We start from the raw sequence: 25,988 nt of genomic DNA, 5'->3' as shown, positions 1-25,988 counted from the left end.
TAGCGGTAGTCGACTGTCGGCCGACCGGCGGAACTCGCCCTGGTACGCGACTTCCTGAGTGGACGGGCCCCTGCGTCCGACCGCCGGACAGGAGTGGCCCATCACGCCGCGGACCCCCAACCCGCTTCGGCCGGTGGCACTTTCGGGTGTCCCTGGAGTTCGGGTGGCCACACCCGGGTCGAGCGGTGATGCTCCTCGCCCGGCGAAGCGCAACCAGGTGTGCCCCATCGGGCAGCGACGGCGGTCGGACGGGCGGCGGAAACAAGCCATGCGTCTCCGTTTAACCGGCGTCGGATTAGGTGTGCCCGCGCTCCTCCTCGCCTCCCGGATGGGGGGCGTCGACGTTCACGGGAGCGCTCCCAACCGGGAGTCATGGAGAGGAGTCTCGTGGCCACGAGCACACGAACCCCGCGACGGAGGCTGGCGATACCCCTGCTGGCCCTCGTCCTGGCCGGCGGTGGCACGTTCGCCGCCGGAGGTACGGCAACGGGGGCGACGGCAGCCCCGGACCCCTCGGCGGGCCACGGCGCCCGCTCCGGCCTGCGCCTCGACGGGGACCGCGTCGACCTCACCGGGGGCGCCGCCCGGCTCGCGGTGGGCCGGACCGGCGGGTCCGGGGCGGACCAGAAGCAGGCGCCCACCGGCCGTTCCCCGTACATCGTGGAACTCGCCGAGGAGCCGGTGACGACGTACACGGGTACGGTCTCCGGGCTGGCCCGGACACGTCCGGCCCCGGGCGAGCAGCTCGAACCGCAGTCCGCGGCGGCGAACGCGTACCGCAAGCACCTGGGTACCGAGCGGACGGCCGTGGCCAAGACGGTCGGCATCACGGTCGACGAGACGTACACCACGGCCTTCAACGGGTTCTCCGCCTCGCTGACGCCCACTCAGGTCAAGGCGCTGAAGGCGGACAAGCGGGTCCGTTCGGTCACCGCGTCCACGAAGGTCAGTCTCGGTCAGTCCTCCCCCGGAGACACCACGGCCCAGCCGACGACCGGAACGGCAACGGCCACGGCCACGGCCACGGCCGCAACGGCCACGACGACCGCGGCCACGACCTCCGGGGCCCTGCCGACCGCCATGACGGTCTCCGCCGCGCCGAAGTCCGCCGCGCCCAAGCGGGGCCGTAGCTCCGGCGCCGGGGTCGTGATCGGCGTCCTGGACACCGGTATCTGGCCGGAGAGCGCGTCGTTCGCCCAGCGGATGCCGGCCCCGGCGGGCTGGCACGGTACCTGCCAGGCCGGCTCCACGTTCGGCGCGCCGCTCTGCAACGGCAAGATCGTCGGCGCCCGTTACTTCGCCGACACGGTCCTCGCGGTGAACGGCGGACTGCCCGAGGGCGAGGTTCTCTCTCCCCGGGACATGGTCGGGCACGGGACGCACACGGCGTCCACCGCGGCCGGCCTCCCGGTCGACCACGTCACCATCGCGGGGCGGGACTTCGGTTCCCTCTCCGGGGTGGCCCCGGATGCCCGGATCGCCGTCTACAAGGTGCTCTGGGGCGGCAGTGGGTACGACGCCGACATCATCGCGGGCATCGACGCGGCGGTCGCGGACGGCGTGCAGGTGCTGAACTACTCGATCGGGACGGGGTGGGGGGACACCGAGCCGAACACACCGATCGGCAACGCCTTCCTCAACGCCACCCTGGCCGGGGTCTTCGTCACGGCCGCCGCCGGCAACACCGGCTTCAGCAGCGCGGTCAGCAACACGCAGCCGTGGGTGACGACGGTCGGCGCTGCGGTGACCGACGTCAACGAGGGAACGGTCCGGCTCGGCGACGGCACCTCGATCACCGGTGGCTCGCTGGACGTGCTGCCGGGTGACCGGTCCCTGCCGCTGGTCTTCGGCGAGCAGGCGGGCACCTTGGAGGAGGGCTCGGCGTACTGCGTGCCGGGCAGTCTGGACCGGGCGAAGGTGCGGGGCAAGGTGGTCGCGTGCGCCCTGGACAGCCCGTTCGACGCGGTGGAGGAGCTCAGGGCCAAGGGCGCCAAGGCCATGGTCCTCTTCGACCCCACCGGCAACTTCCGGGTCAACAGCGTCTACGACTTCCCGGTGCTCTACCTGAACACCAGGGAGCAGGCCGGCCAGATCTTCAACTACCTGATGAGGCACCCGGCCGACGGCACCGCACGGCTCATCCAGCACCGCGGCGGCTCCTCCGCGCCGAGCATCGCTGATTACTCGTCGACGGGGCCGGACAAGACACACACCGGGCTCATGAAGCCCGACCTGGTCGCCCCGGGCAGCGACGTCGTCGCGGCCGTCTCCCCGCCGGGGAACGGCGGCCGGCAGTACGACGCGTACTCGGGGACCTCGATGGCCACCCCCCATGTGGCCGGTGAGGCCGCGGTCCTGCGGGCCGAGCATCCGGACTGGTCGCCCGGCGCGGTCGCCTCGGCGCTGCACACCAGCGCCGGCACCGTGCGCGACACCAGCCCGCTGGCCCAGGGCAGCGGACTGGCGTCGCTGAAGCGGGCCACCGACCCGGGGCTGGTCATCGAGCCGGACGCCAGGAGCCTGATCGCCTTCAGCGAGGCGGCTCAGCCCGACGGGCGCGAGCTGAACCTGCCGTCGATCGCGCTGCGCGAGTACGACGGGACCAAGCCGGTGGTGCTGACCCGCAAGCTGACCAACGTCAGCGGCAAGCGGGAGACCTACCGCGTCTCGACCAGCGGGCTGGAGGGCATGCGGGTCAGCGTCTCCCCGGCCGTGGTGACGGTGGCACCGGGCTGGACCGCCTCGGTCACCATCACCCTGCGGCGCGGGAGCGCGCCGTGGGACCGCTACGTCACCGGCGCGATCACCTGGCGCGGCACCACCCACCAGGTGCGGATTCCGGTCGCCGCGCGCCCGTGGGGCATCACTCCCCGGGAGTACGACGACAGCCTGGAGGAGTTCGGCCGGCTCGGCGACGGCGCCTACGGCATCATCGAGCCGGGCTTCACCGGTCCGGTCTCGGGCCGTTCGACCGGCTACACCCCGATGCGGTGGGAGAGCTACTCGATGCCGGCCGGTGTCAGCGGCGGGGTCTTCGACCCCAAGGCCCTCGGCGTGCGGGCGCACACCTTCAAGGTGCCGGCGGGCAGTGCCGGAATCGTCGTGCGGGCCGAAACCGACGATCCGGAAACCAACCTCGACCTCTGGCTGTACAAGGGGGACAAGCTGGTGTTCCGGAGCGCCACCTCCTGGTCGAGTTACGAGCGGGCCTGGACCTTCATGCCGGAGGCGGGCACGTACACGGCGTACGTCTTCGCGCAGGACTCCGCCGGCCCGGTCGTCGACTACCGGCTCGGCCACGTCGTCCTCAGCCGCGACGGCCACTACGAGCCGGCGACCCTGGAACTGCCGGCGACGGTGGAGCGCGGCACGACACCGCAGTGCAGGCTGCGGCCGAACGCCGCACTGAAGCCCGGCACCGAGTACTGGGCGTACACCGAGTTCCGCATCAACGGGCAGGTGGTTCCCGGTCAGTTGACGTCCACGAGCCAGGACTACTGGGAGTGAGGCGGTAGCCCGCTCACCGGGAGGCGCGGCTTCCCGGTGGCGGTAGTGGACGGTGGGGCGGGGGCCGATCGGCTCCCGCCCCACCCGCGCACCCGCCCTCCGGGACTGCATAAGGGACGTCCGTCAGCCCGCCAGTTCCCAGATCAGTACCTGCGCGGCGCTCCCCGCGCACAGTTCCAGCCCTTCCGCGGCGGTGATCCGGGCCGAGTCGCCCGGCCCGAGGCGTTCGCCGCCGAGGGCCACCTCACCGGCCACCACGTGGACGTACGCCCGCACCGCGTCCGGGACCGCCGCGCGCTCGCCCGGCGCGAGCCGGCGGACGTGCAGCATCGCCCCGGCGGCGGGCAGGGCGTACGGGGTGGAGTCGGCGATGCCGGGGACGACGGTGTAGGCAGGCTCGCCGCCGGCCTCCAGCGGCGCCAGCCACATCTGGAGGAACACCAACGGCGTGTCGCCGTCGTTGCGTTCGACGTGCCGGACCCCGGCCGCCGCGCTGAGGTGCTGTACGTCACCGGCGCGCACCACCCGGGTGTGGCCGGCCGAATCGCGGTGGGTGAGCTCGCCCTCCACCACCCATGTGACGATTTCGGTGTGGCTGTGCGGATGCTCGTCGAAGCCCGCGCCGGGGGCGAGGCGCTCCTCGTTGCAGGCGAGGAGCGCGCCGAAACGCAGGTTGTCGGGGTCGTAGAAGGAACCGAAGGAGAAGGCGTGCCGGGACTCGGTCCCCGCCGCCCGGTCCCCGCCCTCGTACCGGCTCTGCGCGCGGTGTACGGACATCACGCCCCCACCGTAGCGGGGCTTGGGGAGCCGGCCCCTTCCCCGAGCGGCCGGAACCCGGCTCCGCGGGCACCCCTTACGGCCCCGGCTGCCCCGCCCCTCCGTCCCTCTGCCCGGATAAGGCAGTCTTGTCTCCGTGCCCCGACCCGATCCCGCGCAGCGCGCTGCCAAAGACGCCCATCTGCATGCCGCGACCCTGAAACGGCTGGAGCAGTCCTCCGGCCGGCTGTCGGCGAACGCCATCGCCCGCATGGACGAGACACTGCCGTGGTACCGGGCGATGCCCCCGGAGAACCGGTCCTGGATCGGTCTGGTGGCGCAGGCGGGCATCGCCGCGTTCACCGAGTGGTTCCGGCATCCGGAGACCCCGCAGGCGATCTCCACCGATGTCTTCGGCACGGCCCCGCGCGAGCTGACCAGGGCGATCACCCTGCGGCAGACCGTCGAGATGGTCCGTACGACGATCGAGGTCATGGAAACGGCGATCGAGGAGGTCGCCGCACCGGGTGACGAGTCGGTCCTGCGTGAGGCCCTGCTCGTCTACGCCCGGGAGATCGCCTTCGCGACCGCCCAGGTCTACGCGCAGGCGGCCGAGGCGCGGGGCGCGTGGGACGCGAGGCTGGAATCGCTCGTGGTCAACGCGGTCCTCTCCGGTGAGGCGGACGAGGGCGCGGTCTCCCGGGCCGCCGCGCTCGGCTGGAACTCCCCCGAGCACGTCTGCGTGATCCTCGGCACCGCCCCGGACGGGGACAGCGAGCTGACGGTCGACGCCATCCGGCGGGCCGCGCGCGGTTCCAAGGTGCAGGTGCTGACCGGGGTGCTGGGCCATCGCCTGGTGGTCATCGCGGGCGGCAGCGACAACCCGCTCCAGGTCGCGAAGGGGCTGATCGGCCCGTACGCGGCCGGTCCGGTCGTCGCCGGGCCGGTGGTGCCCGACCTGCTGGCGGCGACCCGGTCCGCGCAGGCGGCGGCCGCCGGGCTGAAGGCGTGCATCGCCTGGCAGGACGCCCCGCGTCCGGTCCTCGCCGACGATCTCCTGCCGGAGCGCGCGATGGCCGGAGACCCTGCCGCGCGGGACCAGTTGGTGGAGGAGATCTACAGCCCTCTCGAGGAGGCCGGGTCCGCGCTCCTGGAGACGCTGAGTGTCTACCTGGAGCAGGCGAGCAGCCTGGAGGGTGCCGCCCGCATGCTGTTCGTGCACCCCAACACCGTGCGCTACCGGCTGCGACGTGTGACGGACGTCACCGGCTGGTCACCGTCCGACGTGCGCTCGGCGTTCACGCTGCGGATCGCGCTGATCCTGGGGCGCTTGGCCGCGAGAGATGGTCAGTCCTAGACTTTTGTCAGACCTCAACAATTCCCCTGACGGTTCTTCGTCCCTGTCCCCACGGGCGTACGGGACCGTCCGCAAGAGAGAGTGTGAGGGTGCTCGTACTCGTCGCTCCCGGCCAAGGCGCTCAGACGCCCGGCTTCCTGACTCCCTGGCTCGACCTCCCCGGTGCCTCCGACCGCATCGCGGCCTGGTCCGACGCCATCGGGCTCGACCTTGCCCACTACGGCACGAAGGCCGACGCCGACGAGATCCGTGACACGGCGGTGGCCCAGCCCCTGCTGGTGGCCGCGGGTCTCCTCTCCGCGTCCGCGCTGAACGCGTCGCCCGCCGTCGTGGCGGGGCACAGCGTCGGCGAGATCACCGCTGCCGCCTACGCCGGTGTGCTCGACGACGAGGCCGCGCTCCGCCTGGTCCGGGCCCGCGGGCTCGCCATGGCCGACGCCGCCGCGGTCACCGAGACCGGCATGGCCGCGCTGCTCGGCGGCGACCCGGACGTCACGGTCCCGCACCTGACGGGTCTCGGGCTGACCCCGGCCAACGTGAACGGTGCCGGTCAGATCGTCGCGGCGGGCACGGCCGAGCAGATCGCCGCGCTGACCGAGAACAAGCCGGAGGGTGTGCGCCGCGTGGTGCCGCTCAAGGTCGCCGGGGCGTTCCACACGCACCACATGGCTCCGGCCGTGGAGCGGTTGCGGGAAGCGGCCCAGGGCCTGCGGATCGCCGACCCCACCGTGACGTACGTGTCGAACGCGGACGGCAGGACGGTCGCCACCGGCGCCGAGGTCGTCGAGCGCCTGGTCGGGCAGGTCGCGAACCCGGTCCGCTGGGACCTGTGCATGGAGACGTTCCTGGAGCTCGGTGTGACCGCGCTCATCGAGGCGTGCCCCGGGGGCACCCTCACCGGGCTCGCCAAGCGCGCGATGCCCGGCGTGCAGACCCTCGCGCTCAAGACCCCCGACGACCTCGACGCGGCCCGCGCGCTCATCGCCGAGCACGCGTCCGCCTAAGGAGCACGAGCATGTCGAAGATCAAGCCCAGCCAGGGCGCCCCGTACGCACGCATCATGGGGGTCGGCGGCTACCGTCCCGTCCGCGTGGTGCCGAACGAGGTGATCCTCGAAACGATCGACTCGTCCGACGAGTGGATCCGCTCCCGCTCCGGCATCGCCACCCGGCACTGGGCCTCCGACGAGGAGACCGTGTCCGCGATGTCCGTGGAGGCCGCCGGCAAGGCCATCGCCGACGCGGGGATCACCCCGGAGCAGATCGGCGGTGTGATCGTCTCCACCGTCTCGCACTTCAAGCAGACCCCGGCCATCGCCACCGAGATCGCCCACAAGATCGGCGCGGGGAAGCCCGCCGCCTTCGACATCTCGGCCGGCTGCGCGGGCTTCGGTTACGGCCTGACGCTCGCCAAGGGCATGATCGTCGACGGTTCCGCCGAGTACGTCCTCGTCATCGGCGTGGAGCGGCTCAGCGACCTCACCGACCTGTCGGACCGTGCGACGGCGTTCCTCTTCGGCGACGGCGCGGGCGCCGTGGTCGTCGGCCCGTCGAAGGTGCCGGCCATGGGCCCGACCGTCTGGGGCTCCGAGGGCGACAAGTCGGACACCATCAAGCAGACCGTGTCGTGGGACGAGTTCCACGCCGAGCGCCCGGAGAAGTTCCCGGCCATCACGCAGGAGGGTCAGGCGGTCTTCCGCTGGGCCGTCTTCGAGATGGCGAAGGTGGCCCAGCAGGCGCTGGACGCCGCCGGGATCGCTCCGGAAGACCTGGACGTCTTCATTCCGCACCAGGCCAACATGCGGATCATCGACTCGATGGTGAAGACCCTCAAACTGCCGGACAACGTCATCGTCGCGCGCGACGTGGAGACGACCGGCAACACCTCCGCCGCCTCGATCCCGCTCGCGATGGAGCGGCTCCTGGCGACCGGGCAGGCGAAGAGCGGCGACACCGCGCTCGTCATCGGCTTCGGGGCGGGTCTCGTCTTCGCCGCGACGGTCGTTACTCTCCCCTAAGGCTTTTCGCCCGGTCCGAACGAGAGTCTCCAGCGCCACCGGAGTTCTCGGTCCGGATGTCAGAACCCCAGCAGACAACATCGAAGGAGCGCCAACATGGCCGCCACCCAGGAAGAGATCGTCACCGGTCTCGCCGAGATCGTCAACGAGATCGCCGGTATCCCGGTCGAGGACGTCCAGCTGGACAAGTCCTTCACCGACGACCTGGACGTCGACTCGCTGTCCATGGTCGAGGTCGTCGTCGCCGCCGAAGAGCGCTTCGACGTCAAGATCCCCGACGAGGACGTCAAGAACCTCAAGACGGTCGGCGACGCTGCCGACTACATCCTGAAGAACCAGAACCAGGCCTGATCCCAGGCGGTTCGTGTGTCGCCACCCGGCGGTGGCGCCGCTGATTCACGACCCTCTACACGTGGAGAAGATTTTCCAGTGAACTCGACCAATCGCACCGTGGTCGTCACCGGTATCGGCGCAACCACTCCGCTGGGTGGCGACTCCGCATCGACCTGGGAGGGGCTGATGGCCGGTCGCTCCGGCGTCAAGCCCCTCGAAGGCGAGCGTTTCGCCGAACTGCCCGTCCGGATCGCCGCGCTGGCTGCGGTGGATCCGGGCGAGGTACTGCCCCGCCCGCTCGCCCGCAAGCTGGACCGCTCGGCGCAGTTCGCGCTGATCGCGGCCCGCGAGGCGTGGGCGGACGCCGGCTTCACCGGCAAGGCCGGTGAGGACGACAAGATCCAGCCCGAGCGGCTGGGCACGGTCATCGCCTCCGGTATCGGTGGCGTGATCACGCTGCTCGACCAGTACGACGTGCTGAAGGAGAAGGGCGTACGCCGCGTCTCTCCGCACACCGTTCCCATGCTGATGCCGAACGGCCCGTCGGCCAACGTCGGCCTGGAGGTCAACGCCCAGGCCGGTGTCCACACCCCTGTCTCCGCCTGTGCGTCGGGTGCCGAGGCCATCGGGTACGCCGTAGAGATGATCCGTACCGGCCGTGCCGACGTGGTCGTCGCCGGTGGTACCGAGGCGGCCATCCACCCGCTGCCGATCGCGGCCTTCGCCAACATGATGGCGATGTCCAAGAACAACGACGAGCCCCAGAAGGCCTCGCGACCGTACGACACGGGCCGTGACGGTTTCGTCCTCGGCGAGGGCGCGGGCGTCGTGATCCTGGAGTCGGCCGCGCACGCGTCCGCGCGGGGCGCGAAGGTCTACTGCGAGGTGCTGGGCCAGGGCCTGTCGGCCGACGCCCACCACATCGCGCAGCCCGAGCCGACCGGCCGGGGCATCGCCGCCGCGATGCGCAACCTGCTGGAGACGACGGACCTCAAGCCGTCCGAGGTCGTCCACCTCAACGCGCACGCCACGTCCACGCCGCAGGGCGACGTGGCCGAGCTGAAGGCACTGAGAGCGGTCCTGGGCGAGGACCTCGACCACGTCGCGATCTCCGCGACCAAGTCGATGACGGGTCACCTGCTCGGTGGCGCGGGCGGCATCGAGACCGTGGCCACGGTCCTCGCGCTGCACAACCGGATGGCTCCGCCGACCATCAACATCGAGAACCTCGACGACGACGTGACGGCGAACATCGTCCGCGACAAGCCGCAGCCGCTGCCCGAGGGTTCGATCGCCGCGATCAACAACTCGTTCGGCTTCGGTGGCCACAACGTGGTCCTGGCCTTCCGCAGCGTCTGATCGTTCCGTTCGTACGGTGAAGCCCGCCTCTCCCGGTCTCCGGGGAGGCGGGCTTCACCGCGTCCGGCCCCGTCCCGCAAGGTCATACGCGCCCGGGTTCGACGATCACCTCGCTGCCGACCGGTACGAACCCGGCGGCGAGGAAGCCACGCAGGGAGCGGGCGTTGCCGGGGGCGACGGCCGCGAAGACGGGCCGGCCCGCCGGTACAAGGGTGAGGGCGTCGGCCAGCAGCCCGCGCCCCCGCCCGGGAGCGCCCCGGTGGGCAGCGGGGGCGCCGGGATCGTGGAGTTCGATGCTGAGTTCGGGGCGGTCCGCGAGCCCGTCGGCGAGGGTGACCAGGCCCCGCTCGTCCCCGTACACCCGGACGTTGCGGCGGAGTCGGCGGGCGTGCAGGACGCGCGGGTGGTCGTCGTGGCCGTCCAGCGGGCCGAGCCGGGGCGGGCCGCCGGTTCCGCGTGCGGTGAGGGTCGCGTCGGTGACGCCGACCGTGCCGCGCGGGCCCGCCAGCAGGCGCAGGAAGTCCGGCGCGAGCGAGGCTCCGAAGCCGTCGGGGCCGGCCGCGAGGACCTCGTCGGCGGGGAGCGCGGTGGCCACGACGGCGTGGCCGGTGAACGCGACGGAGCACTCGAGCCCGCCGGGTACGGGCGGCAGCACCGTCACTCCGCCGTCGACGGGCGGGAAGCGTCCCTCGGCGGCGGCGAGGAAGAGGCCCAGCAGCGGGTGTGGTCCGGTCATCGGGCCTCCGCCACCCGCGTGGCGAGGAAGTCGAGCAGGACCGCGTTGAACCGCTCGGGCTGCTCGGCGCCCGGCAGGTGGCCCGCGCCCCCGATCACTTCGAGCCGCGCGTGCGGGGCGTGGCGGCGCATCTCCTCGGCGTCGGCGAGCGGGGTGTACACGTCGTCGGCGCCGACCACGACGAGCACGGGGACGTCGGTGGCGGCCAGCACGGGCCGCAGGTCGGGGCGTTCGGCGCGGCCCCGCAGCGCGGCGGCGGCGCCCCGCGGATCGGTGGCCCGCATCATCGCGAGCACCCGGTCGGCCACCTCGGGCAGGGCGGTCACGTTGTAGGCGGCGAGCATCTTGTCGATGACCCCGGCGGCGTACCCGTCCATGCCCTCGGCGAGCAGCCGGTCGGCGAGCTCGTTGCGGTACGCCTTGCCGTCCTCGGTCTCCGGCGACGCCGAGGTGTCGGCGAGGACCAGTGCGCGTACCCGCGCGGGGTGGAGCCGCCGGAACTCCAGGGCGATCTGACCACCCATCGAGACGCCGCCGACGACCGCGTCCGGGAGGCGGAGGTGATCGAGGAGGGCGGCGAGGTCGTCGGCGAAGTCCGAGAGGTACACCGTCCCCTCCGTCACCTCGCTCGCGCCGTAGCCGCGCAGGTCCGGCACGATCACCCGGTATCCGGCCGCGGCCAGCGCCCGGGCCTGCGGGGCCCAGAGCGTGCGGTCGAACGGGTGGCCGTGGACCAGGACGACGGGCAGCCCGCCGGGAGGCCCGGAGTCGTCGTACCGGAGAAGGGCGCCGCGCACCTCGTGGAAGGTCATGAGGGCACATCCTAAGGACTCCCCGTGGTTCTGGGGGCGGCGGTGGGAACTCCGCCGGCCAGGGACCCCGGGCTGCCTGATGTGCCGCTCGACCTGCCCCCTCAGACCACCTGGTGCAGTCAGACCACCTGGTGCAGTCAGACCACCTGGTGCAGCCAGCGGACGGGTGCGCCCTCTCCGGCGTGCCGGAAGGGCTCCAGCTCGTCGTCCCAGGGTTTGCCGATGAGCCCGGCGACCTCCGCCTCCAGGTCCGATTCCCCGCGCACGGAGCGCGTCAGCGCGGCCCGCAGCCGGTCCTCGGGGACGAGGATGTCACCGTTCATCCCGGTGACGGCGTGGAAGATGCCGAGCGTGGGGGTGGAGCTGTAGCGCTCGCCCTCGGCCGTGGCGCAGGGTTCGGCGGTCACCTCGAAGCGGAGGAGGTCCCAGCCGCGCAGGGCTGAGGCCAGCTCCGAGGCGGTGCCCGCACGGCCCCGCCAGGAGAATTCGGACCGCCAGGTGCCGGGCGCGGCCGGCTGTCTGATCCAGTCCAACTGGACCCGCACACCGAGTACGCCTGCCACCGCCCATTCGATGTGCGGACAGAGCGCGCGCGGTGCGGAGTGTACGTACAGGACTCCACGTGTCGTCACCGGAACCTCCCGTGTGGGACGAGGTACGCCTTCCCCAGCGGCCTCGCGCCCGTACCGCCTGTTCCCGGCCGGCTCCCGAGGTTGTCATCAGTAAACAGCATCGGGAGATAATCTCCAGAAAGGGGACAGTATGTGACGTGAGGTAACTTACCGGACCTCCCGTGCGGGGCGCGGGCGGGCGGGCCTCACTGGTTCTCCAGGAAAAAGCTACCGTGCGCCGGGGCCGGACGTGTGACGTACGGTCGGTCCCGGGCCCCTGGTCCGCCCGCTTTCACCCGGCGGAGCGCGCCCGGCGCACGCCTGCCCCTTCGGGGGTGTGCCGGGGACCATGACCAGGGGCATAGGCCAGGAACGACCGGAGGTTGAGGATGCCGGATCGCACGCGCAGGGGTCACCGTTCACGTACCGCCGTCACCGGATTGGCGGCATGGGCGTGCGCCGGCGCACTCGCGCTGACGGGATGTTCCGGCGGAGCGGGCGGGGGCGCGAAGAGCGCGCCGAAGGGCGCCGGTCACGCCGCGGCCGCCGCACCCGCCGGTCCGGTGTGGAACCGCCACCCGGGGTCGGTCGCGGCGGTCGGTGATTCGATGACCCGGGGGTTCGACGCCTGTTCGGTGCTGGCCGACTGTCCCGAGGTCTCCTGGGCCACCGGGACGGACCGTGCGGTGCGCAGCCTCGCCGCCCGGCTCCTCGGCCCGTCCGCGGTGACGGCGCACAGCTGGAACCACGCCGTGTCGGGCGCCAGGATCGCCCAGTTGCCGGAGCAGATGGCCCAGGCGGCGCGGGAGCGGCCGGAGCTGGTGACGGTGATGATCGGCGCCAACGACGCCTGCCGGGGCTCGGTGGCTTCCATGACTCCCGTCGAGGACTTCCGGTTCTCCTTCGATCTCTCGCTGCGGCAGCTGCGGGCCGCCGTCCCGAAGGCGCAGGTGTACGTGTCGAGCGTGCCGGACCTGTGGCGGCTCTGGTCGACCGGGCGCCGCAGTCCGCTGGGCAAGCAGGTCTGGAAGCTCGGGATCTGCAAGTCGATGCTGGCGGACGCCGACGACATGGGCGCCGCCGCCACCGCCCGGCGGGCGGCCGTGCGCGCGCGGGTGGTGGAGTACAACACGGTGCTGCGCGAGGTGTGCGCCGAGGACGAACTCTGCCGGTACGACGGTGACGCGGTCTTCCACTATCCGTTCACCGGTGCCCAACTCAGCCCCTGGGACTGGTTCCACCCGGGGCGCGACGGACAGGCCCGGCTGGCCGAGATCGCCTACCGCAATGTCACTGCACCCGCTCCACCAGCGTAAAGTCCGATCATGAGTACGGTGACGACGATCAGCAGTGAGGCATTCGGCGCCCTCCCGGACGGTACGTCCGTGGAGCGCTGGACCCTGGAACGCGACGGGACCCGGGTGCGCGTGCTGACGTACGGCGCGGTCGTCCAGTCCGTCGAGGCGCCGGACCGGGACGGGACCGCCGGGGAGGTCGTCCTCGGACTGCCGGACCTGGCCGGCTACACGACCTATGCCTCGCCGTTCTTCGGCGCGGTCTGCGGGCGGTACGCGAACCGCATCGGGGGTGCCTCCTTCACGCTGGACGGCCGCACCCACCGGCTGACCGCCAACGAGGGCCCCAACCAGCTGCACGGCGGGGCACGGGGCTTCGACAAGCGGGTCTGGCCGGGCCGCGAGGTGGACGGGGGCGTGGAGCTGGGCCTCGTCGCCGAGGACGGCGAAGAGGGCTTCCCCGGACGGCTGACGGTCTCGGTGACGTACACGCTGGAGCCGGGCGGGGCGCTGCGGATCGGCTACCGGGCGACGACCGACGCGCCCACCGTCGTGAACCTCACCAACCACACCTACTGGAACCTGGCCGGCGCGGGCACCGGGAGCGCGCTCGGGCACGAGCTGCGGATCGCGGCCGGACGGATCACCCCGGTGGACGCCGCCTCACTGCCGACCGGCGAACTCGCCCCGGTGGACGGCACCCGGTTCGACTTCCGCCGGCCGAAGCCGGTGGGCCCGGGGTACGACCACAACTACGTACTGGACGCTCCGGACTCGCCGGACTCTCCGGGGGAGCGCGCCCCCGTCGTGGCCGAGCTGTACGACGCGGGTTCCGGACGTGCGCTGACGGTCCGCACGACGGAGCCCGGCATCCAGCTCTACACCGCGGACCACCTCGGCGACGGCCCGTTCGTGGCGTCCGCCGGGATCGCTCTGGAGACCCAGCACTTCCCGGACTCGCCGAACCGGCCCGACTTCCCGAGCACGGTGCTGCGGCCGGGCGAGGAGCACGTCTCGACGACGGAGTACGGCTTCTCGGTGCGCTGACCCCGGCCAGGCCCGGCCGGACGCGCCCGAACGTGCGGGCGACGGACGAGGGAGGAGCCCCGCAGCGGTGTCAGGTCCGCTGCGGGGCTCCTCCGTGCGTGGACCGTCCCGAGTCCGGTACGTACCCGGTATCGCCGCGATCATTCCCCTCCCGGACGCTCCGGAACTTCCGAAGGGCCGGGCGCGGTCGGCGGGCGCTGTGCGAAGGTGGCCGGATGACGTCGTTGGAAGACCTCCGCAGACTGCGCCGGGCCCGCGACCGGATGGACCGCGAGTACGCCGAACCGCTCGACGTCCCCGCGCTCGCCCGCACCGCCCTGATGTCGGCGGGCCACTTCTCCCGCAGCTTCCGGGCGGCGTTCGGGGAGACCCCGTACAGCTACCTCATGACCCGCCGGATCGAGCGGGCGAAGGCGCTGCTGCGGCGGGGCGACCTGTCGGTCACCGAGGTCTGCTTCGAGGTCGGGTGCACCTCGCTCGGGTCGTTCAGCTCCCGCTTCACCGAGCTGGTCGGCGAGAGCCCGAGTGCTTACCGGGCCCGCTCCCACGAGGCGGGCGCGGCCGTCCCCGCCTGTGTCGCGAAGATCCACACGCGACCGGTCAGGAATGGAGAAGCGAAACGATGACCCCGCCCGTAGCGTGAAACGCATGGACATCAACCTTTCCCAGTGCTTCATCGCCGTCGACGACCACGACAAGGCGCTCCCCTTCTACCGCGACGTGCTCGGACTCGAGGTCCGCAACGACGTGGGGTTCGAGGGGATGCGCTGGGTGACCGTCGGTTCCCCCTCGCAGCCCGACGTGAACATCGTGCTGGAGCCGCCGCTGGCGGACCCGGGCGCCTCGGCCGCCGACCGGCAGGCCGTGGCGGAACTCCTCGCGAAGGGCCTCCTGCGCGGGGTCATCTTCTCGACCGACGACGTCGACGCCACCTTCGAGCGCATCCGCGAGGGCGGCGGCGAGGTGCTCCAGGAGCCGGTCGACCAGCCCTACGGGGTCCGCGACTGCGCCTTCCGCGACCCGTCGGGCAACATGTTGCGCTTCACCCAGAACAAGAAGTGATCCAGAACAAGAAGTGACCCAGCACGAGCAGTGACGCAGCACGAGCAGTGACGCACGCGCCACCGCACCGCACCGCACCGCAGGAGGAGACAGCATGAGCAGGGCCCAGGGGACGGATCGCGGGTCGGCCGAGGAGCGCGGGGCGGACAGCCACGATCTGATCCGGGTGCACGGCGCGCGGGTGAACAACCTGAAGGACGTCAGCGTCGAGCTCCCGAAGCGCCGGCTGACCGTGTTCACCGGCGTCTCCGGCTCGGGCAAGAGTTCCCTGGTGTTCGGCACCGTCGCCGCCGAGTCGCAGCGGCTGATCAACGAGACGTACAGCGCCTTCGTGCAGGGCTTCATGCCCACGCAGGCACGGCCCGACGTGGACGTGCTCGACGGCCTGACCACCGCGATCCTCGTCGACCAGCAGCGCCTCGGCGGCGACCCCCGCTCGACGGTGGGCACCGCCACCGACGCCAACGCGATGCTGCGCATCCTCTTCAGCCGCCTCGGCGAGCCGCACATCGGCCCGCCCGGCGCGTACGCGTTCAACGTCCCCTCGGTCCGGGCGAGCGGGGCGATCACCGTCGAACGCGGGGCGAAGAAAGCCGTGAAGGCCACCTTCAACCGCACCGGTGGCATGTGCTCCCGGTGCGAGGGCCGGGGCACCGTCTCCGACATCGACCTCACCCAGCTCTACGACGACTCCAAGTCCCTGGCCGAGGGCGCGTTCACCATCCCCGGCTGGAAGTCCGACAGCTTCTGGACCGTGCGGGTCTACACGGAGTCGGGCTTCCTCGACCCGGACAAGCCGATCCGCGACTTCACCGAGAAGGAGATGCGGGAGTTCCTGTACCGGGAGCCGGTCAAGGTGAAGGTCGAGGGCGTCACGCTCACCTACGAGGGACTGATCCCCAAGATCCAGAAGTCCTTCCTCGCCAAGGACAAGGAGGCGCTCCAGCCCCACATCCGGGCGTTCGTGGAACGCGCGGTCACCTTCACCGCCTGCCCCGAGTGCGAGGGCACCCGGCTCAGCGAGGGGGCACGGTCCTCGAAGATCGCAGGGATCTCCATCGCCGACGCCTGCGCGATGCAGATCAGCGACCTCGCCGCGTGGGTGGGCGGTCTGGACGAACCCTCGGTGGCGCCACTGCTCACCGCACTGGGGCGGACCCTCGACTCGTTCGTGGAGATCGGGCTCGGTTACCTCTCGCTCGACCGCCCGGCCGGCACGCTCTCCGGCGGTGAGGCTCAGCGCGTGAAGATGGTCCGCCATCTCGGGTCCTCACTCACCGACGTCACCTACGTCTTCGACGAGCCGACCATCGGGCTGCACCCGCACGACATCCAGCGGATGAACGCCCTGCTGCTGCGGCTGCGGGACAAGGGCAACACGGTGCTGGTGGTGGAACACAAGCCGGAGACGATCTCCATCGCCGACCATGTGGTGGACCTGGGTCCGGGTGCCGGTACGGCGGGGGGCACGGTCTGCTTCGAGGGGACCGTCGAGGGGCTGCGGAAGAGCGACACGGTCACCGGCCGCCACTTCGACGACCGGGCCGTGCTCAAGGCCGAGGTGCGCGTGCCCACCGGGGCGCTGGAGATCCGGGGCGCCTCCACGCACAACCTCCGTGACGTGGACGTGGACCTCCCCCTCGGGGTGCTCACGGTCGTGACCGGGGTCGCCGGTTCGGGGAAGAGCTCGCTGGTGCACGGGGCGCTGCCGCGACAGGCGGGGGGCGAGAACGTCGTCTCGGTGGACCAGAGCCCGATCCGGGGGTCGCGGCGGAGCAACCCGGCGACGTACACCGGACTGCTGGAGCCGGTCCGCAAGGCGTTCGCGAAGGCCAACGGGGTGAAGCCGGCGCTCTTCAGCGCCAACTCCGAGGGCGCTTGCCCCGGTTGCAACGGCATCGGGGTCGTCTACACCGATCTGGCGATGATGGCGTCGGTCGCCTCGGTCTGCGAGGAGTGCGAGGGCCGGCGGTACCAGACCTCGGTGCTCGAATACCGGCTCGGCGGGCGGGACATCAGCGAGGTGCTGGCCATGTCGGCCTCCGAAGCTCGGGAGTTCTTCGCCGGGGGCGAGGCGGCAACGCCGGCCGCGGAGCGGATTCTCGACCGTCTGGTGGACGTCGGGCTCGGATACCTCACCCTGGGTCAGCCGTTGACCACCCTCTCCGGCGGTGAGCGCCAACGCCTCAAGCTGGCCACGCACATGGCCGAGAAGGGCGGGATCTACCTGCTCGACGAGCCGACCACGGGTCTGCACCTGGCCGACGTGGAGCAGTTGCTCGGCCTGCTCGACCGGCTGGTGGAATCCGGCAAGTCGGTGATCGTGGTGGAGCACCACCAGGCGGTCATGGCGCACGCCGACTGGATCGTCGACCTCGGCCCGGGGGCGGGCCACGACGGCGGTCGGATCGTCTTCGAGGGCACCCCGGCCGACCTGGTCGCCGCCCGCTCCACCCTCACGGGCGAGCACCTGGCGGAGTACGTCGGGGCCTGAGGGGCCTGAGGGGCCTGAGGAGCCTGAGGGGCCTGAGGGGCCTGAGGGGTGCACACCGGGGGCCGTCCCCGTCCTCCACCAGCGCCCGACGGAGCCGCACGCAGGGAGTGGGGGCGTCTGCCGGGGACCCGGGCGTCACAGGTCCCCCGGTCCCTCAGTCGTCCTCGGCCTTCACGAGCGAGGTGACCGGCGCGGCCGCCGAGCCGGGGGTGGCCGCCGCGTCCTCCGTGCCGACGAGGTCGCGCACCAGCAGGGTCGCCCCGGCGACGGCGCCCGGCATCAGGAACACCGCGACGACCGGGATGAGGAAGGCGAGCGTCAACGGGACGCCGAAGCCCAGCACCAGCGCCCGCCGGCCGCGCAGCAGCGCCAGCCGGGCGCGCAGGTCGCGTCCCCGGCGCTGGAGGGCGACGGAGGTGAGTTCCTCGGCGAGGAAGTAGCCGGAGACGCAGAAGCCGAGGGCGGGCACGACCGTCTGCCCGGCCACGGGGATGAATCCGAGGGCGAAGAGGAGGATGCCGTAGAGGGAGACCCGCACCAGGATGCGGACGGAGTCCCGTGCGGAGAGCCAGAGTTCGCGCCAGAGCGGCAGCCCGGACTCGGGGACCTCACCGCCTTCGCTGCGGTCGACCTCCTCGGAGAGCGACTCGTAGAACGGCTGGCCGACCAGGAGGGTGACGGCGGTGAAGGTGATGACCGCGAGGAAGAGTCCGAAAACGAAGACCAGCGCGGTCAGCGTGTTGCGCAGCAGACCGAGCCAGGGCGACGACCAGTCGTCGGCGAACGGAGTGGACCAATCGGCCAAGTCGTCCGCACCGTAGGCGAGTCCGACGAGGGCGCCGGCGTACAGGACGAGGGTGATCAGTCCCGGCAGCAGCCCGAAACCGAACCAGCGACCGTGCCGGACGACCCAGCGCTGTCCCTTCAGCAAGTAGCCGAATCCGGCCGCGAGATCACTCATGGCGCCAGGGTACGTGCGCGCCCCCCGGACGCCGCCATGGGGTGTCCGGGGGGCGCGGCCGTACCGTGTGCCGCGGGGTCAGGCGACGACGAGGTCGACCTTGATGTTGCCGCGCGTGGCGTTGGAGTACGGGCAGACCTGGTGGGCCTGCTCGACGAGTTCCCGCGCGGTGTCGGCGTCGACGTCCGGGATGGAGACGGTGAGCGCGACCTCCAGGCCGAAGCCGCCGGTGTCCGCCTGGCCGATGCCGACCGACGCGGTCACGGTCGACCCGGCGATGCTGATCTTCTTCTGCCGCGCGACGACGCCGAGGGCGCTCTGGAAGCAGGCGCTGTAGCCGGCCGCGAAGAGCTGCTCGGGGTTGGTGCCGTTGCCGCTGCCGCCCATCGCCTTCGGCGGGTTGACGACGACGTCGAGGTTGCCGTCGTCGGAGTACACCCGGCCGTCACGGCCGTTCTCGGCGGTGGCGACGGCGGTGTAGGCAACGGTTATGTTCGGGATGCTCATGGGCGTGTTCCTCCTGCTGGTACGGACGTTGGTCCGGGGCCATGGGTCTGGATCCAGTGAACCGGGGCCATTGGTCTGGGGTCAGACGAGCGAGACGATCATCTTTCCGGTGTTCTCGCCGCGCATCAGGCCGTCGAAGGCGTGGAAGCCGTTCTCGATGCCTTCGACGGTGGTCTCGCGGTACTTCAGCTCGCCCGAGGCCAGCCAGCCCGCCGCCTCTTCCACGAACTTCGGCCGGAGCGCGGTGTGGTCGCCGACGAGCAGGCCCTCCAGGCGCAGCCGCTTGCCGATGATCAGCGCGAGGTTGCGCGGGGCCGGAGTCGGCTCGGTGCTGTTGTACTGGGCGATCATTCCGCAGATGGCGGCGCGGCCGTGCACGTTGAACGAGGAGATCGCCGCTTCCAGGTGCTCGCCGCCGACGTTGTCGAAGTAGACGTCGATGCCGTCCGGGGCGGCCTCGCGGAGCTGGTCGCGGACCGGGCCGTTCTTGTAGTTGAACGCCGCGTCGAAGCCGTACTCCTCGACGAGGAGCTTGACCTTCTCGTCGGATCCGGCCGAACCGATGACGCGGGAGGCGCCCTTGAGCCGGGCCATCTGGCCGACCTGGCTGCCCACGGCGCCGGCGGCGCCGGAGACGAAGACCACGTCGCCCTCCTTGAAGGAGGCGACCTCGAAGAGGCCGGCGTAGGCGGTGAGACCGGTCATGCCGAGCACGCCGAGGTACGCGGAGAGCGGGGCGACGTCCGGGTCCACCTTCGCCACGCGGTTGGCGGGGACCTCGGCGTACTCGCGCCAGCCGAGGCCGTGCAGGACGTGGTCGCCGACCGCGATGCCCTCGGCGTTCGAGGCGACGACCTCGCCGACCGCGCCGCCGTCCATCGGCCGGTCGAGCTGGAAGGGCGGGGTGTACGACTTCACGTCGTTCATCCGGCCGCGCATGTACGGGTCGACGGAGAAGTAGAGGTTGCGGACGAGGACGTGGCCCTCGGCCGGAGCCGACACCGGCGCCTCACGCAGCGCGAAGTCCTCGGGCTTCGGCCAGCCGTGCGGGCGGGCGACGAGGTGCCATTCGCGGCTGGACGCGGGAAGTGCTGCAGTCATGGGCTCGGGTTCTCCTCGGTGCGGGGCTGGTGGGGGGTGCGGATGGGCGCCGACACGCGACGGGGCGGGCGGCACGGAAAAGCTTCACCACATGAAGCTTCACCACCTGAAACAACCATGCTCCTGAATATTTCATCTTGTCAAGCAACTGGGTATCCTGTGTGTCATGACCACCCCGCGTGCAGATCCTCTGACCCTCGAAGTAGTCGAGTTGATCGGCACTGTCGTGGCGCGTTACTACGAGGAGTACGACCGGGCCGCCGCTTCCTTCTCCCTCACCGGCGCCCAGGCACGGGTGCTGGGTCTGCTGTCCCTGGAACCGATGCCCATGCGCCGGATCGCGCAGAAGCTGAAGTGCGAACCCTCGAACGTGACCGGCATCGTGGACCGACTGGAGGTCCGGGACCTGGTCGAGCGCCGCCCGGACCCGCACGACCGGCGGGTGAAGCTCGCCGCCCCGACCGAGAAGGGGCGCGCGACCGCGCTGCGGCTGCGCGAGGCGCTGGACTTCGCCCGGGAGCCGCTGGCCGGCCTGTCGGAGGCCGAGCGCACGGTGCTGCGGGACCTGCTGCGCCGGATGCTCGGCGCCGGGCCCGGCGAGGACGGCACCGCGCTGGAAGACCTCATCACCGGGACCACCGGGACCACCGGGACCACCGGGACCACCGCGAGCACCGGGAGCTGAGCCGGAGGAAGGACGGGCGGGGCAGGATGGACGGCATGACCGCCGCCGCTCCCTTCGGACCGCTCCAGTTCCAGCTGGTCCTGCTCCGCCGGATGGCCGACCACCAGCCGGAGCTGGCCGAGGAGGCCCGGCACGAGCTGAGCGCCACCCTCGCCGAGGCGCGCGAGGCGAACCGCCGCTGGCAGGCCATGGTGCGGGGGCCCGGCGGGCGGGGAGTGCTCCGCAGGTACCGCTCCGTGCTCGGCGAGCCCGAGGGGTCGGTCCGGCGGAAGGTCGGCGACCTGGAGTGCTCCGCGCTGACGTGGGCGCTGCCGCTCTGGCCCGACCTGCGGTTCGAGGTGATGGCGGCGCCCGGCGGAGCCGTGTGGAACGCGTGGCTGGTCCGCGCGCCCGGGAGCCCCGGCCCCGCGCTGCGGAGCGCGTCCGACCTCACCCCGTGGTCCTGCACGGTGGACGAGGTGGCGCGGGCCTTCCCGCCGGCCCGCCCGATGGAGGGCAGCGCCCCGACCCGTTGGGCGCTCGCCTTCACGGACCCGGCGACCGGCGCCCCGTACGTCGCCGAATTCACCTGGGGCCTGTTCCAGCGGCTGCTGCCCGGCTGAGGGCCGGCCCCCGTGCCGCGCCCGGGGTACGCCGCCGGGCACCCCCAGCGGCGTACCCCAGCGCGCGCCCCGCCCCCGCCCCGCCCACGATGCAGAGGAGAGCCGGCCACCGCCGGGACACCACCAGCGCTCTCGGGAGAACCCGTCGTGACCGTCAGCCTTGAGCAGTTGCGCCGTTGCCACATCGCCGTCGACCTGGGGGCCGCGAGCACCCGGGTGTACGTGAAGGGGCTCGGGCTCGTCGTGGACGAACCGAGCGTCGCGGCCATCAACACCCGCACCGGATCGCTCATCGCGGTGGGCGCGCTCGCCGAGCAGATGACCGGCCGCACCCCCGCGTACATCCGGGTGGCCCGGCCCGTCACCGGCGGAACCGTCGTGGACATCGAGATGGCCCAGCGCATGCTGCGCCACCTGATCGGTGAGAAGCTCCGCCGTCAGCTCCGCCGCAAGCCCCGGCTGCGGGCCGCCGCCTGCACCCCGCACGACAGTGACCCGCTGGCCCAGCGCGCCACCGTGGAGACCCTGGTCGGACTCGGCGCCCGCCGGGTGGAGCTGGTGGACACCCTGATCGCGGCGGCCGTCGGCTGCGGGCTGCCGGTCGAGCAGCCGACCGCGACCATGATCATGGTGTGCGGAGCGGCCACCACGCAGATCGCGGTGCTCTCGCTGGGCTCGATCGTCACCGCCGTACGCCTCCCCATCGGCGGCAACACCATCGACAACGCGGTGATCCAGCACCTGCGCCAGCACCACGAACTGATGCTGCCGAGCCAGTCCGTACGCCCCCTCCAACTGGCGCTCAGCGGCAACGGGCTGACCTCGCAGGGGCCGGCGGTGACCGAGATCCACGGCCGTGACGTGGCGACGGGGCTGGCCCGTTCGGTGCAGGTGGACACGGCCGCCGTGCGCGAGGCGATCCACACCCCGCTCACCGCGGTGGTGGACGGACTGGGCAGGGTGCTGCGGGACTGCCCGCCCGATCTGGTCGCCGACCTCGCCGACCGGGGCATCATGATGGTCGGCGGCAGTGCCCTGCTGCCGGGCTTCGACCAGTTGCTGCGGTCGGCCACCGGGATGCCGGTGACCATCGCGGAACGGCCCGACACCTGCTCGATCCTCGGCCTCGGCGCGATGCTCGACGGCACGATCGCCCCGATGGTCCTCAACCCGCTCGCCGGCTGACCGCGCCGCACGGCCGGGGCGAGGCGGATGACGCGAGGGCGCGGTACCGGGCCGGAGGGGCCGGAGGACGTCCTCGGTGCGGCGGGTGGTCCGGACCGGCCGGAGGGCGCACCGGACTCCTACGCGCCCCGGCTGCCGGAGTTGCTGGAGGCGGTGCTGAGCGTCGGCACCGATCTGGGGCTGGGCACCACGCTCCAGCAGATCGTGGACACCGCCTCCCTGCTGACCGACGCCCGCTACGCCGCCCTCGGCGTGCTGGACCCCGAGTCCGGCCGGATCACCGAGCTGTACACCGCGGGCCTCGGCGAGGAGGACCGCCGGCGCATCGGCGCACTCCCGGACGGCCGCAAGGGAGTGCTCGGCGCGCTGATCCACGACCCCCGGCCGCTGCGCTCCGACGACCTGACCCGTGATCCGCGTTCGGTCGGAGTGCCGCCCGGGCACCCGGTCATGCACACCTTCCTCGGTACTCCCGTCCGGGTCGACACCGAGGTGTTCGGCAATCTCTACCTCACGGAGAAGAGCGGCGGGCGGCCCTTCACCGATGGTGACGACGCGTTGCTGCGGGTCCTGGGCTCCCAGGCGGGCATCGCGATCAGCAACGCGCGGCTCTACGAGTCGGCCCTCCAGCGGGAGCGCTGGATCCAGGGTTCGGCGGCCGTCACCACGGCGCTGCTCACCGGGACGAGCCGGTCCGAGGCGCTCCAGACCGTCGCCGAGGGGGCCAGGGTGCTCGCGGAGGCGGCGGCCGGGGTGATCCTCCAGTCCCGCGAGGACGGCGGCATGGAGATCGTCACCGTGTCGACCCTGGAGGACCCGGCGGGTCTGCTGGGCGCCACGATCGCGCCCGGCGCCCCCGTCCTCGTCCAACTGCTCGGCGGGGAGCCGGTCTTCATGGAGGACGCGGCGACCGACCCGTTGATGACGACTTCGGTACGCCACCGGTTCGGGCCCAGCATGATGCTGCCGCTGGAGAGCGGCGGCCGGCTGATCGGCACCCTCGCCCTGCCCCGACTGCGGGGCGGCCGGCCGTACACCTCGGCGGACCGGCAGCTGGCGACCCAGTTCGCCTCGCAGGCGGCGCTCGCCCTGGTCCTGGCGGACGCCCAGCACGACCGGGAGCAGCTCGCGGTCTACGAGGACCGCGACCGGATCGCCCGTGATCTGCACGATCTGGTGGTCCAGCGGCTCTTCGCCACGGAGATGACGCTGGAGTCGGCCCGGCGCCGGGCCGTGGCCGCGACGAAGGCCCCGGAGTGGACCGGGGACGCGGGCGACGCGGTGGCGGCGGACGGTCTGCTGGTGAAGGCCGTGGACGAGCTGGATTCGACGATCCAGGAGGTGCGGACCACGATCTTCGCCCTCCAGCAGCCGCCCGCAGATGCCCCGACGACGTTCCGGGGCCGGGTGCTGCGGGAGACGGCGGGCGCTTCGGCGCTGCTCGGCTTCCAGCCGTCCGTGCATTTCGCGGGCGCGGTGGACACACTGGTGACCGAGCCTGCGGCCGGGGAACTGCTGGCGGCCCTGCGGGGCGCGCTGGCCGCCGCACACCGCCGGACGGGGGTCTCGGCGATCGAGGTCGAGGTGGACGCGACGGTACGGCTGCCGGACGGCCGGCGCGCGGTGCGCCTGCTGGTCGCCGACGACGACCGGGACGAGCGGGGTGAGCGGCTGCCGCCGGTCACCTGGCAGGCGCCGATCTGAGCCGCCGCACCCGGCGGGTCAGTGTGCGGGGGCGGCCCGCAGGGCGATCCGGGTGATGGAGTGGGCGACGCCCGCATCCCGCTTGAGGCGCCGCAACAGGCTGTCGAGCGCGCCGGGGTCGGCGGCCGTGGCCCGTACGAGGTAGTCGTGGCCGCCGGTCAGGTGCACCACCTCGGTGATGCCCGGCAGCATCAGCACGGAGCGTTCGAACTCCTCGTTGGTGGTGTCCAGGCGCAGCGAGACGTCGATGAAGACGACGAGTCCGGAGCGGGTGTCGGCGGCGGGGTCCACGATCACCGTGAAGCCGCGGATGACTCCGTCGCGGCGCATCCGGCGCACCCGGTCACCTGCGGCGTTGGCGCTGAGCCCGACGCGTACGCCCAAGTCCCGGTACGAGATCCGGGCGTCCTCCTGGAGGATGGCGAGTATTTCTCTGTCCAGCCGGTCCATACCGCGATTGTCGCAGCATTCGGACAAAACCGACTGCGGAGGGGGCGGTGCGCGCACGGGTGGGCACCGGGGGTGAGCGCGCCCGCCGTCGCGGGGTCGTCGCGGGGCCGTCGTGGTGCCCCGCTTGGAGCAGCCCGACGGGCCCACCGGGGCCGGGCGGTTTTGACTGGGGCCGTGGAAACAGCAGCCCCCGAGCACCCCGCCGCCCCGGCGGCGGCCAGGCCGTCCGCCGCCGCGTACCGCAACCTCGTCGTCGCGACGATCGGCTTCGCGCTGACCTTCTGGGCGTGGAACCTCGTCTCGCCGTTGTCGGGCGAGTTCAAGGACCGGCTCGGGCTCAGCTCGTTCCAGCAGTCCTTCCTGGTCGCCGTGCCGGTGATCGTCGGCTCGCTCGGCCGTATCCCGGTGGGGGCGCTCACCGACAAGTACGGGGCGCGGCTGATGTTTCCCGCGGTGTCGGCGCTGACCATCGTGCCGGTCCTGCTGCTGATCCCGGCGAAGGACTCGTACGGGGCGATGCTCGCGGTGGGGTTCCTGCTGGGGCTGGGCGGCACCACGTTCGCCATCGGCATCCCGCTGGTCAACTCGTGGTTCCCGCCCTCCGACCGGGGGCTCGCGCTCGGCGTCTTCGGCATGGGCATGGGCGGTGTGGCGCTGTCCGGCTACTTCACCCCGCGCATCGCCAAGCACAACGACAACCTGCCGTTCCTGGTGGTCGCGGCCGCGCTGCTGGTGTTCGCGCTGCTGGCCGCCGTCCTGATCACCGACCGCCCCGACCGGGCCGTACCGGCCGACACCCTGGTGCACCGGCTCGGCGCGGCGGGCCGACTGCGGGTGACCTGGGAGCTCTCGGCGCTCTACGCGATCGGCTTCGGCGGCATCGTGGCATTCGGCGTCTACCTGCCGACCTACCTCAAGACCTGGTACGACATGTCCCCCACCGACGCGGGCACCAAGGCCGCCGGCTTCGCGCTGGTCACCGTCGTCTTCCGGCCGGTGGGCGGCTATCTCTCCGACCACGCGCACCCCGCGCTGGTCACCGCGGGCGCGCTGCTGCTGGCCGCGTTGATGGCGGTCGTCCAGGCCTTCGACCCGACACTGAACCCGGTCGGCACCATCGCGCTGCTCGCCATGGCGGCCGGGCTCGGCACCGCGAGCGGCAGTGTCTTCGCGCTGGTCTCGCAGGTGACGCCGCAGCCGAAGGTGGGCAGCGTGACCGGCATCGTCGGGGCGATGGGCGGCCTCGGCGGGTTCGTACCGCCGCTGGTGATGGGCGCGATCTACAGCGCGAAGGGCTCGTACTCGATCGGCTTCATGCTGCTCTCCGATCTCGCGCTGGCGGGGTGCGTGTACGCGTACGGGCGGATGCGGAACATCCAGCGGGACCCCGGCTGAGCCGGCGGCCGG

Annotated in this window: 24 protein-coding genes; 16 read left to right on the top strand and 8 right to left on the bottom strand. The window is 72.1% G+C overall.

Annotated elements, in window-relative coordinates; translation table 11 throughout:
• Nucleotides 1-387 precede the first annotated feature (387 nt).
• Nucleotides 388-3,507: a S8 family serine peptidase gene (locus ACFYPN_RS00325; protein WP_389296295.1), complete on the top strand. Its 3,120-nt coding sequence runs from the start codon at nucleotides 388-390 to the stop codon at nucleotides 3,505-3,507.
• A 123-nt stretch (nucleotides 3,508-3,630) separates the two neighbouring features.
• On the opposite strand, the gene ACFYPN_RS00320 is transcribed toward ACFYPN_RS00325, so the two are convergent.
• On the bottom strand, nucleotides 3,631-4,287 hold the full coding sequence (locus ACFYPN_RS00320) for a pirin family protein (RefSeq protein ID WP_358764335.1): 657 nt from the start codon (nucleotides 4,285-4,287) through the stop codon (nucleotides 3,631-3,633).
• A gap of 133 nt (nucleotides 4,288-4,420) precedes the next feature.
• Between ACFYPN_RS00320 and ACFYPN_RS00315 the strand changes: the two genes are divergently transcribed.
• The 5 genes from ACFYPN_RS00315 to fabF all read left to right on the top strand — a co-directional run bounded on the left by ACFYPN_RS00315 (nucleotide 4,421) and on the right by fabF (nucleotide 9,329).
• A complete protein-coding gene (locus ACFYPN_RS00315) occupies nucleotides 4,421-5,620 on the top strand; it encodes a helix-turn-helix domain-containing protein (protein ID WP_358764337.1) in 1,200 nt (399 codons plus the stop codon).
• A gap of 89 nt (nucleotides 5,621-5,709) precedes the next feature.
• The gene (locus ACFYPN_RS00310; RefSeq protein ID WP_389296294.1) at nucleotides 5,710-6,624 is read left to right on the top strand and encodes an ACP S-malonyltransferase; all 915 of its coding nucleotides are present in this window, start codon (nucleotides 5,710-5,712) and stop codon (nucleotides 6,622-6,624) included.
• Between the two features lie 11 nt (nucleotides 6,625-6,635).
• Complete coding sequence (locus ACFYPN_RS00305; protein ID WP_358764341.1) at nucleotides 6,636-7,637, top strand: ketoacyl-ACP synthase III; 1,002 nt, start codon at nucleotides 6,636-6,638, stop codon at nucleotides 7,635-7,637.
• Between the two features lie 96 nt (nucleotides 7,638-7,733).
• Nucleotides 7,734-7,988, top strand: coding sequence for an acyl carrier protein (locus ACFYPN_RS00300; protein ID WP_358764343.1), 255 nt, complete (start codon nucleotides 7,734-7,736; stop codon nucleotides 7,986-7,988).
• Nucleotides 7,989-8,066: 78 nt separating this feature from the next.
• Complete coding sequence (gene fabF / locus ACFYPN_RS00295; protein WP_358764345.1) at nucleotides 8,067-9,329, top strand: beta-ketoacyl-ACP synthase II; 1,263 nt, start codon at nucleotides 8,067-8,069, stop codon at nucleotides 9,327-9,329.
• Between the two features lie 82 nt (nucleotides 9,330-9,411).
• On the opposite strand, the gene ACFYPN_RS00290 is transcribed toward fabF, so the two are convergent.
• The 3 genes from ACFYPN_RS00290 to ACFYPN_RS00280 all read right to left on the bottom strand — a co-directional run bounded on the left by ACFYPN_RS00290 (nucleotide 9,412) and on the right by ACFYPN_RS00280 (nucleotide 11,509).
• A complete protein-coding gene (locus tag ACFYPN_RS00290; protein WP_358764347.1) occupies nucleotides 9,412-10,065 on the bottom strand; it encodes a hypothetical protein in 654 nt (217 codons plus the stop codon).
• A complete protein-coding gene (locus ACFYPN_RS00285) occupies nucleotides 10,062-10,877 on the bottom strand; it encodes an alpha/beta fold hydrolase (protein ID WP_358764349.1) in 816 nt (271 codons plus the stop codon). Before ACFYPN_RS00285 ends, ACFYPN_RS00290 begins: the two co-directional genes overlap by 4 nt.
• Before the next feature lie 137 nt (nucleotides 10,878-11,014).
• Complete coding sequence (locus ACFYPN_RS00280) at nucleotides 11,015-11,509, bottom strand: DUF3145 domain-containing protein (protein WP_358764351.1); 495 nt, start codon at nucleotides 11,507-11,509, stop codon at nucleotides 11,015-11,017.
• Between the two features lie 368 nt (nucleotides 11,510-11,877).
• Here ACFYPN_RS00280 and ACFYPN_RS00275 point away from each other — a divergent pair, with 368 nt between their 5' ends.
• The 5 genes from ACFYPN_RS00275 to ACFYPN_RS00255 all read left to right on the top strand — a co-directional run bounded on the left by ACFYPN_RS00275 (nucleotide 11,878) and on the right by ACFYPN_RS00255 (nucleotide 17,386).
• Entirely contained in the window at nucleotides 11,878-12,804 is a 927-nt protein-coding gene (locus tag ACFYPN_RS00275) for an SGNH/GDSL hydrolase family protein (RefSeq protein WP_389296293.1), read from the top strand.
• 9 nt (nucleotides 12,805-12,813) lie between these two features.
• Nucleotides 12,814-13,830, top strand: coding sequence for an aldose epimerase family protein (locus ACFYPN_RS00270; RefSeq protein WP_389296292.1), 1,017 nt, complete (start codon nucleotides 12,814-12,816; stop codon nucleotides 13,828-13,830).
• A 215-nt stretch (nucleotides 13,831-14,045) separates the two neighbouring features.
• Nucleotides 14,046-14,456, top strand: a complete 411-nt coding sequence (locus ACFYPN_RS00265; RefSeq protein ID WP_358764357.1) for a helix-turn-helix transcriptional regulator — start codon at nucleotides 14,046-14,048, stop codon at nucleotides 14,454-14,456.
• A 22-nt stretch (nucleotides 14,457-14,478) separates the two neighbouring features.
• Entirely contained in the window at nucleotides 14,479-14,892 is a 414-nt protein-coding gene (locus tag ACFYPN_RS00260) for a VOC family protein (protein ID WP_358764359.1), read from the top strand.
• Nucleotides 14,893-14,986: 94 nt separating this feature from the next.
• Nucleotides 14,987-17,386, top strand: coding sequence for an ATP-binding cassette domain-containing protein (locus tag ACFYPN_RS00255; RefSeq protein ID WP_389296291.1), 2,400 nt, complete (start codon nucleotides 14,987-14,989; stop codon nucleotides 17,384-17,386).
• Between the two features lie 154 nt (nucleotides 17,387-17,540).
• Here the strand turns inward: ACFYPN_RS00255 and ACFYPN_RS00250 are convergent, their stop codons facing one another.
• The 3 genes from ACFYPN_RS00250 to ACFYPN_RS00240 form a co-directional block, all read right to left on the bottom strand.
• Complete coding sequence (locus ACFYPN_RS00250) at nucleotides 17,541-18,347, bottom strand: EI24 domain-containing protein (protein ID WP_389296290.1); 807 nt, start codon at nucleotides 18,345-18,347, stop codon at nucleotides 17,541-17,543.
• Between the two features lie 78 nt (nucleotides 18,348-18,425).
• Complete coding sequence (locus ACFYPN_RS00245; RefSeq protein ID WP_358764365.1) at nucleotides 18,426-18,854, bottom strand: organic hydroperoxide resistance protein; 429 nt, start codon at nucleotides 18,852-18,854, stop codon at nucleotides 18,426-18,428.
• A gap of 81 nt (nucleotides 18,855-18,935) precedes the next feature.
• A complete protein-coding gene (locus ACFYPN_RS00240; protein WP_358764367.1) occupies nucleotides 18,936-19,955 on the bottom strand; it encodes an NADP-dependent oxidoreductase in 1,020 nt (339 codons plus the stop codon).
• A gap of 166 nt (nucleotides 19,956-20,121) precedes the next feature.
• Between ACFYPN_RS00240 and ACFYPN_RS00235 the strand changes: the two genes are divergently transcribed.
• From ACFYPN_RS00235 to ACFYPN_RS00220, 4 genes are all read left to right on the top strand, one after another.
• Complete coding sequence (locus ACFYPN_RS00235; protein ID WP_389296289.1) at nucleotides 20,122-20,640, top strand: MarR family winged helix-turn-helix transcriptional regulator; 519 nt, start codon at nucleotides 20,122-20,124, stop codon at nucleotides 20,638-20,640.
• A gap of 26 nt (nucleotides 20,641-20,666) precedes the next feature.
• On the top strand, nucleotides 20,667-21,242 hold the full coding sequence (locus tag ACFYPN_RS00230) for a hypothetical protein (protein ID WP_358764371.1): 576 nt from the start codon (nucleotides 20,667-20,669) through the stop codon (nucleotides 21,240-21,242).
• Between the two features lie 147 nt (nucleotides 21,243-21,389).
• Nucleotides 21,390-22,427 carry a rod shape-determining protein gene (locus tag ACFYPN_RS00225; RefSeq protein ID WP_389296288.1) on the top strand — a complete coding sequence of 346 codons (1,038 nt, stop codon included), beginning with the start codon at nucleotides 21,390-21,392 and terminating at the stop codon, nucleotides 22,425-22,427.
• 27 nt (nucleotides 22,428-22,454) lie between these two features.
• A complete protein-coding gene (locus tag ACFYPN_RS00220; RefSeq protein WP_389296287.1) occupies nucleotides 22,455-24,131 on the top strand; it encodes a GAF domain-containing protein in 1,677 nt (558 codons plus the stop codon).
• A gap of 18 nt (nucleotides 24,132-24,149) precedes the next feature.
• On the opposite strand, the gene ACFYPN_RS00215 is transcribed toward ACFYPN_RS00220, so the two are convergent.
• Nucleotides 24,150-24,581, bottom strand: a complete 432-nt coding sequence (locus tag ACFYPN_RS00215) for an Lrp/AsnC family transcriptional regulator (protein WP_358764376.1) — start codon at nucleotides 24,579-24,581, stop codon at nucleotides 24,150-24,152.
• A gap of 174 nt (nucleotides 24,582-24,755) precedes the next feature.
• On the opposite strand from ACFYPN_RS00215, the gene ACFYPN_RS00210 reads away from it, so the two are divergent.
• On the top strand, nucleotides 24,756-25,976 hold the full coding sequence (locus tag ACFYPN_RS00210; protein WP_358764378.1) for an MFS transporter: 1,221 nt from the start codon (nucleotides 24,756-24,758) through the stop codon (nucleotides 25,974-25,976).
• Nucleotides 25,977-25,988: the final 12 nt, after the last annotated feature.

Origin of the sequence: Streptomyces sp. NPDC005576, assembly GCF_042871745.1 — a bacterium.
GTDB lineage: Bacteria > Actinomycetota > Actinomycetes > Streptomycetales > Streptomycetaceae > Streptomyces.
The sequence above is the reverse complement of the archived record's forward strand: the minus strand, read 5'-3'. Positions and strand labels throughout refer to the sequence as shown.

Excerpts from the sequence above, each read along its gene's own strand:
- ACFYPN_RS00300 (WP_358764343.1), top strand. The coding sequence starts at position 7,734 with ATGGCCGCCACCCAGGAAGAGATCGTCACCGGTCTCGCCGAGATCGTC.
- ACFYPN_RS00230 (WP_358764371.1), top strand. The coding sequence starts at position 20,667 with ATGGACGGCATGACCGCCGCCGCTCCCTTCGGACCGCTCCAGTTCCAG.
- ACFYPN_RS00285 (WP_358764349.1), bottom strand. The coding sequence starts at position 10,877 with ATGACCTTCCACGAGGTGCGCGGCGCCCTTCTCCGGTACGACGACTCC.
- ACFYPN_RS00215 (WP_358764376.1), bottom strand. The coding sequence starts at position 24,581 with ATGGACCGGCTGGACAGAGAAATACTCGCCATCCTCCAGGAGGACGCC.
- ACFYPN_RS00275 (WP_389296293.1), top strand. The coding sequence starts at position 11,878 with ATGCCGGATCGCACGCGCAGGGGTCACCGTTCACGTACCGCCGTCACC.
- ACFYPN_RS00250 (WP_389296290.1), bottom strand. The coding sequence starts at position 18,347 with ATGAGTGATCTCGCGGCCGGATTCGGCTACTTGCTGAAGGGACAGCGC.
- ACFYPN_RS00245 (WP_358764365.1), bottom strand. The coding sequence starts at position 18,854 with ATGAGCATCCCGAACATAACCGTTGCCTACACCGCCGTCGCCACCGCC.
- ACFYPN_RS00240 (WP_358764367.1), bottom strand. The coding sequence starts at position 19,955 with ATGACTGCAGCACTTCCCGCGTCCAGCCGCGAATGGCACCTCGTCGCC.
- ACFYPN_RS00220 (WP_389296287.1), top strand. The coding sequence starts at position 22,455 with ATGACGCGAGGGCGCGGTACCGGGCCGGAGGGGCCGGAGGACGTCCTC.
- ACFYPN_RS00290 (WP_358764347.1), bottom strand. The coding sequence starts at position 10,065 with ATGACCGGACCACACCCGCTGCTGGGCCTCTTCCTCGCCGCCGCCGAG.
- ACFYPN_RS00270 (WP_389296292.1), top strand. The coding sequence starts at position 12,814 with ATGAGTACGGTGACGACGATCAGCAGTGAGGCATTCGGCGCCCTCCCG.
- ACFYPN_RS00265 (WP_358764357.1), top strand. The coding sequence starts at position 14,046 with ATGACGTCGTTGGAAGACCTCCGCAGACTGCGCCGGGCCCGCGACCGG.
- ACFYPN_RS00235 (WP_389296289.1), top strand. The coding sequence starts at position 20,122 with ATGACCACCCCGCGTGCAGATCCTCTGACCCTCGAAGTAGTCGAGTTG.
- ACFYPN_RS00305 (WP_358764341.1), top strand. The coding sequence starts at position 6,636 with ATGTCGAAGATCAAGCCCAGCCAGGGCGCCCCGTACGCACGCATCATG.
- ACFYPN_RS00255 (WP_389296291.1), top strand. The coding sequence starts at position 14,987 with ATGAGCAGGGCCCAGGGGACGGATCGCGGGTCGGCCGAGGAGCGCGGG.
- ACFYPN_RS00260 (WP_358764359.1), top strand. The coding sequence starts at position 14,479 with ATGGACATCAACCTTTCCCAGTGCTTCATCGCCGTCGACGACCACGAC.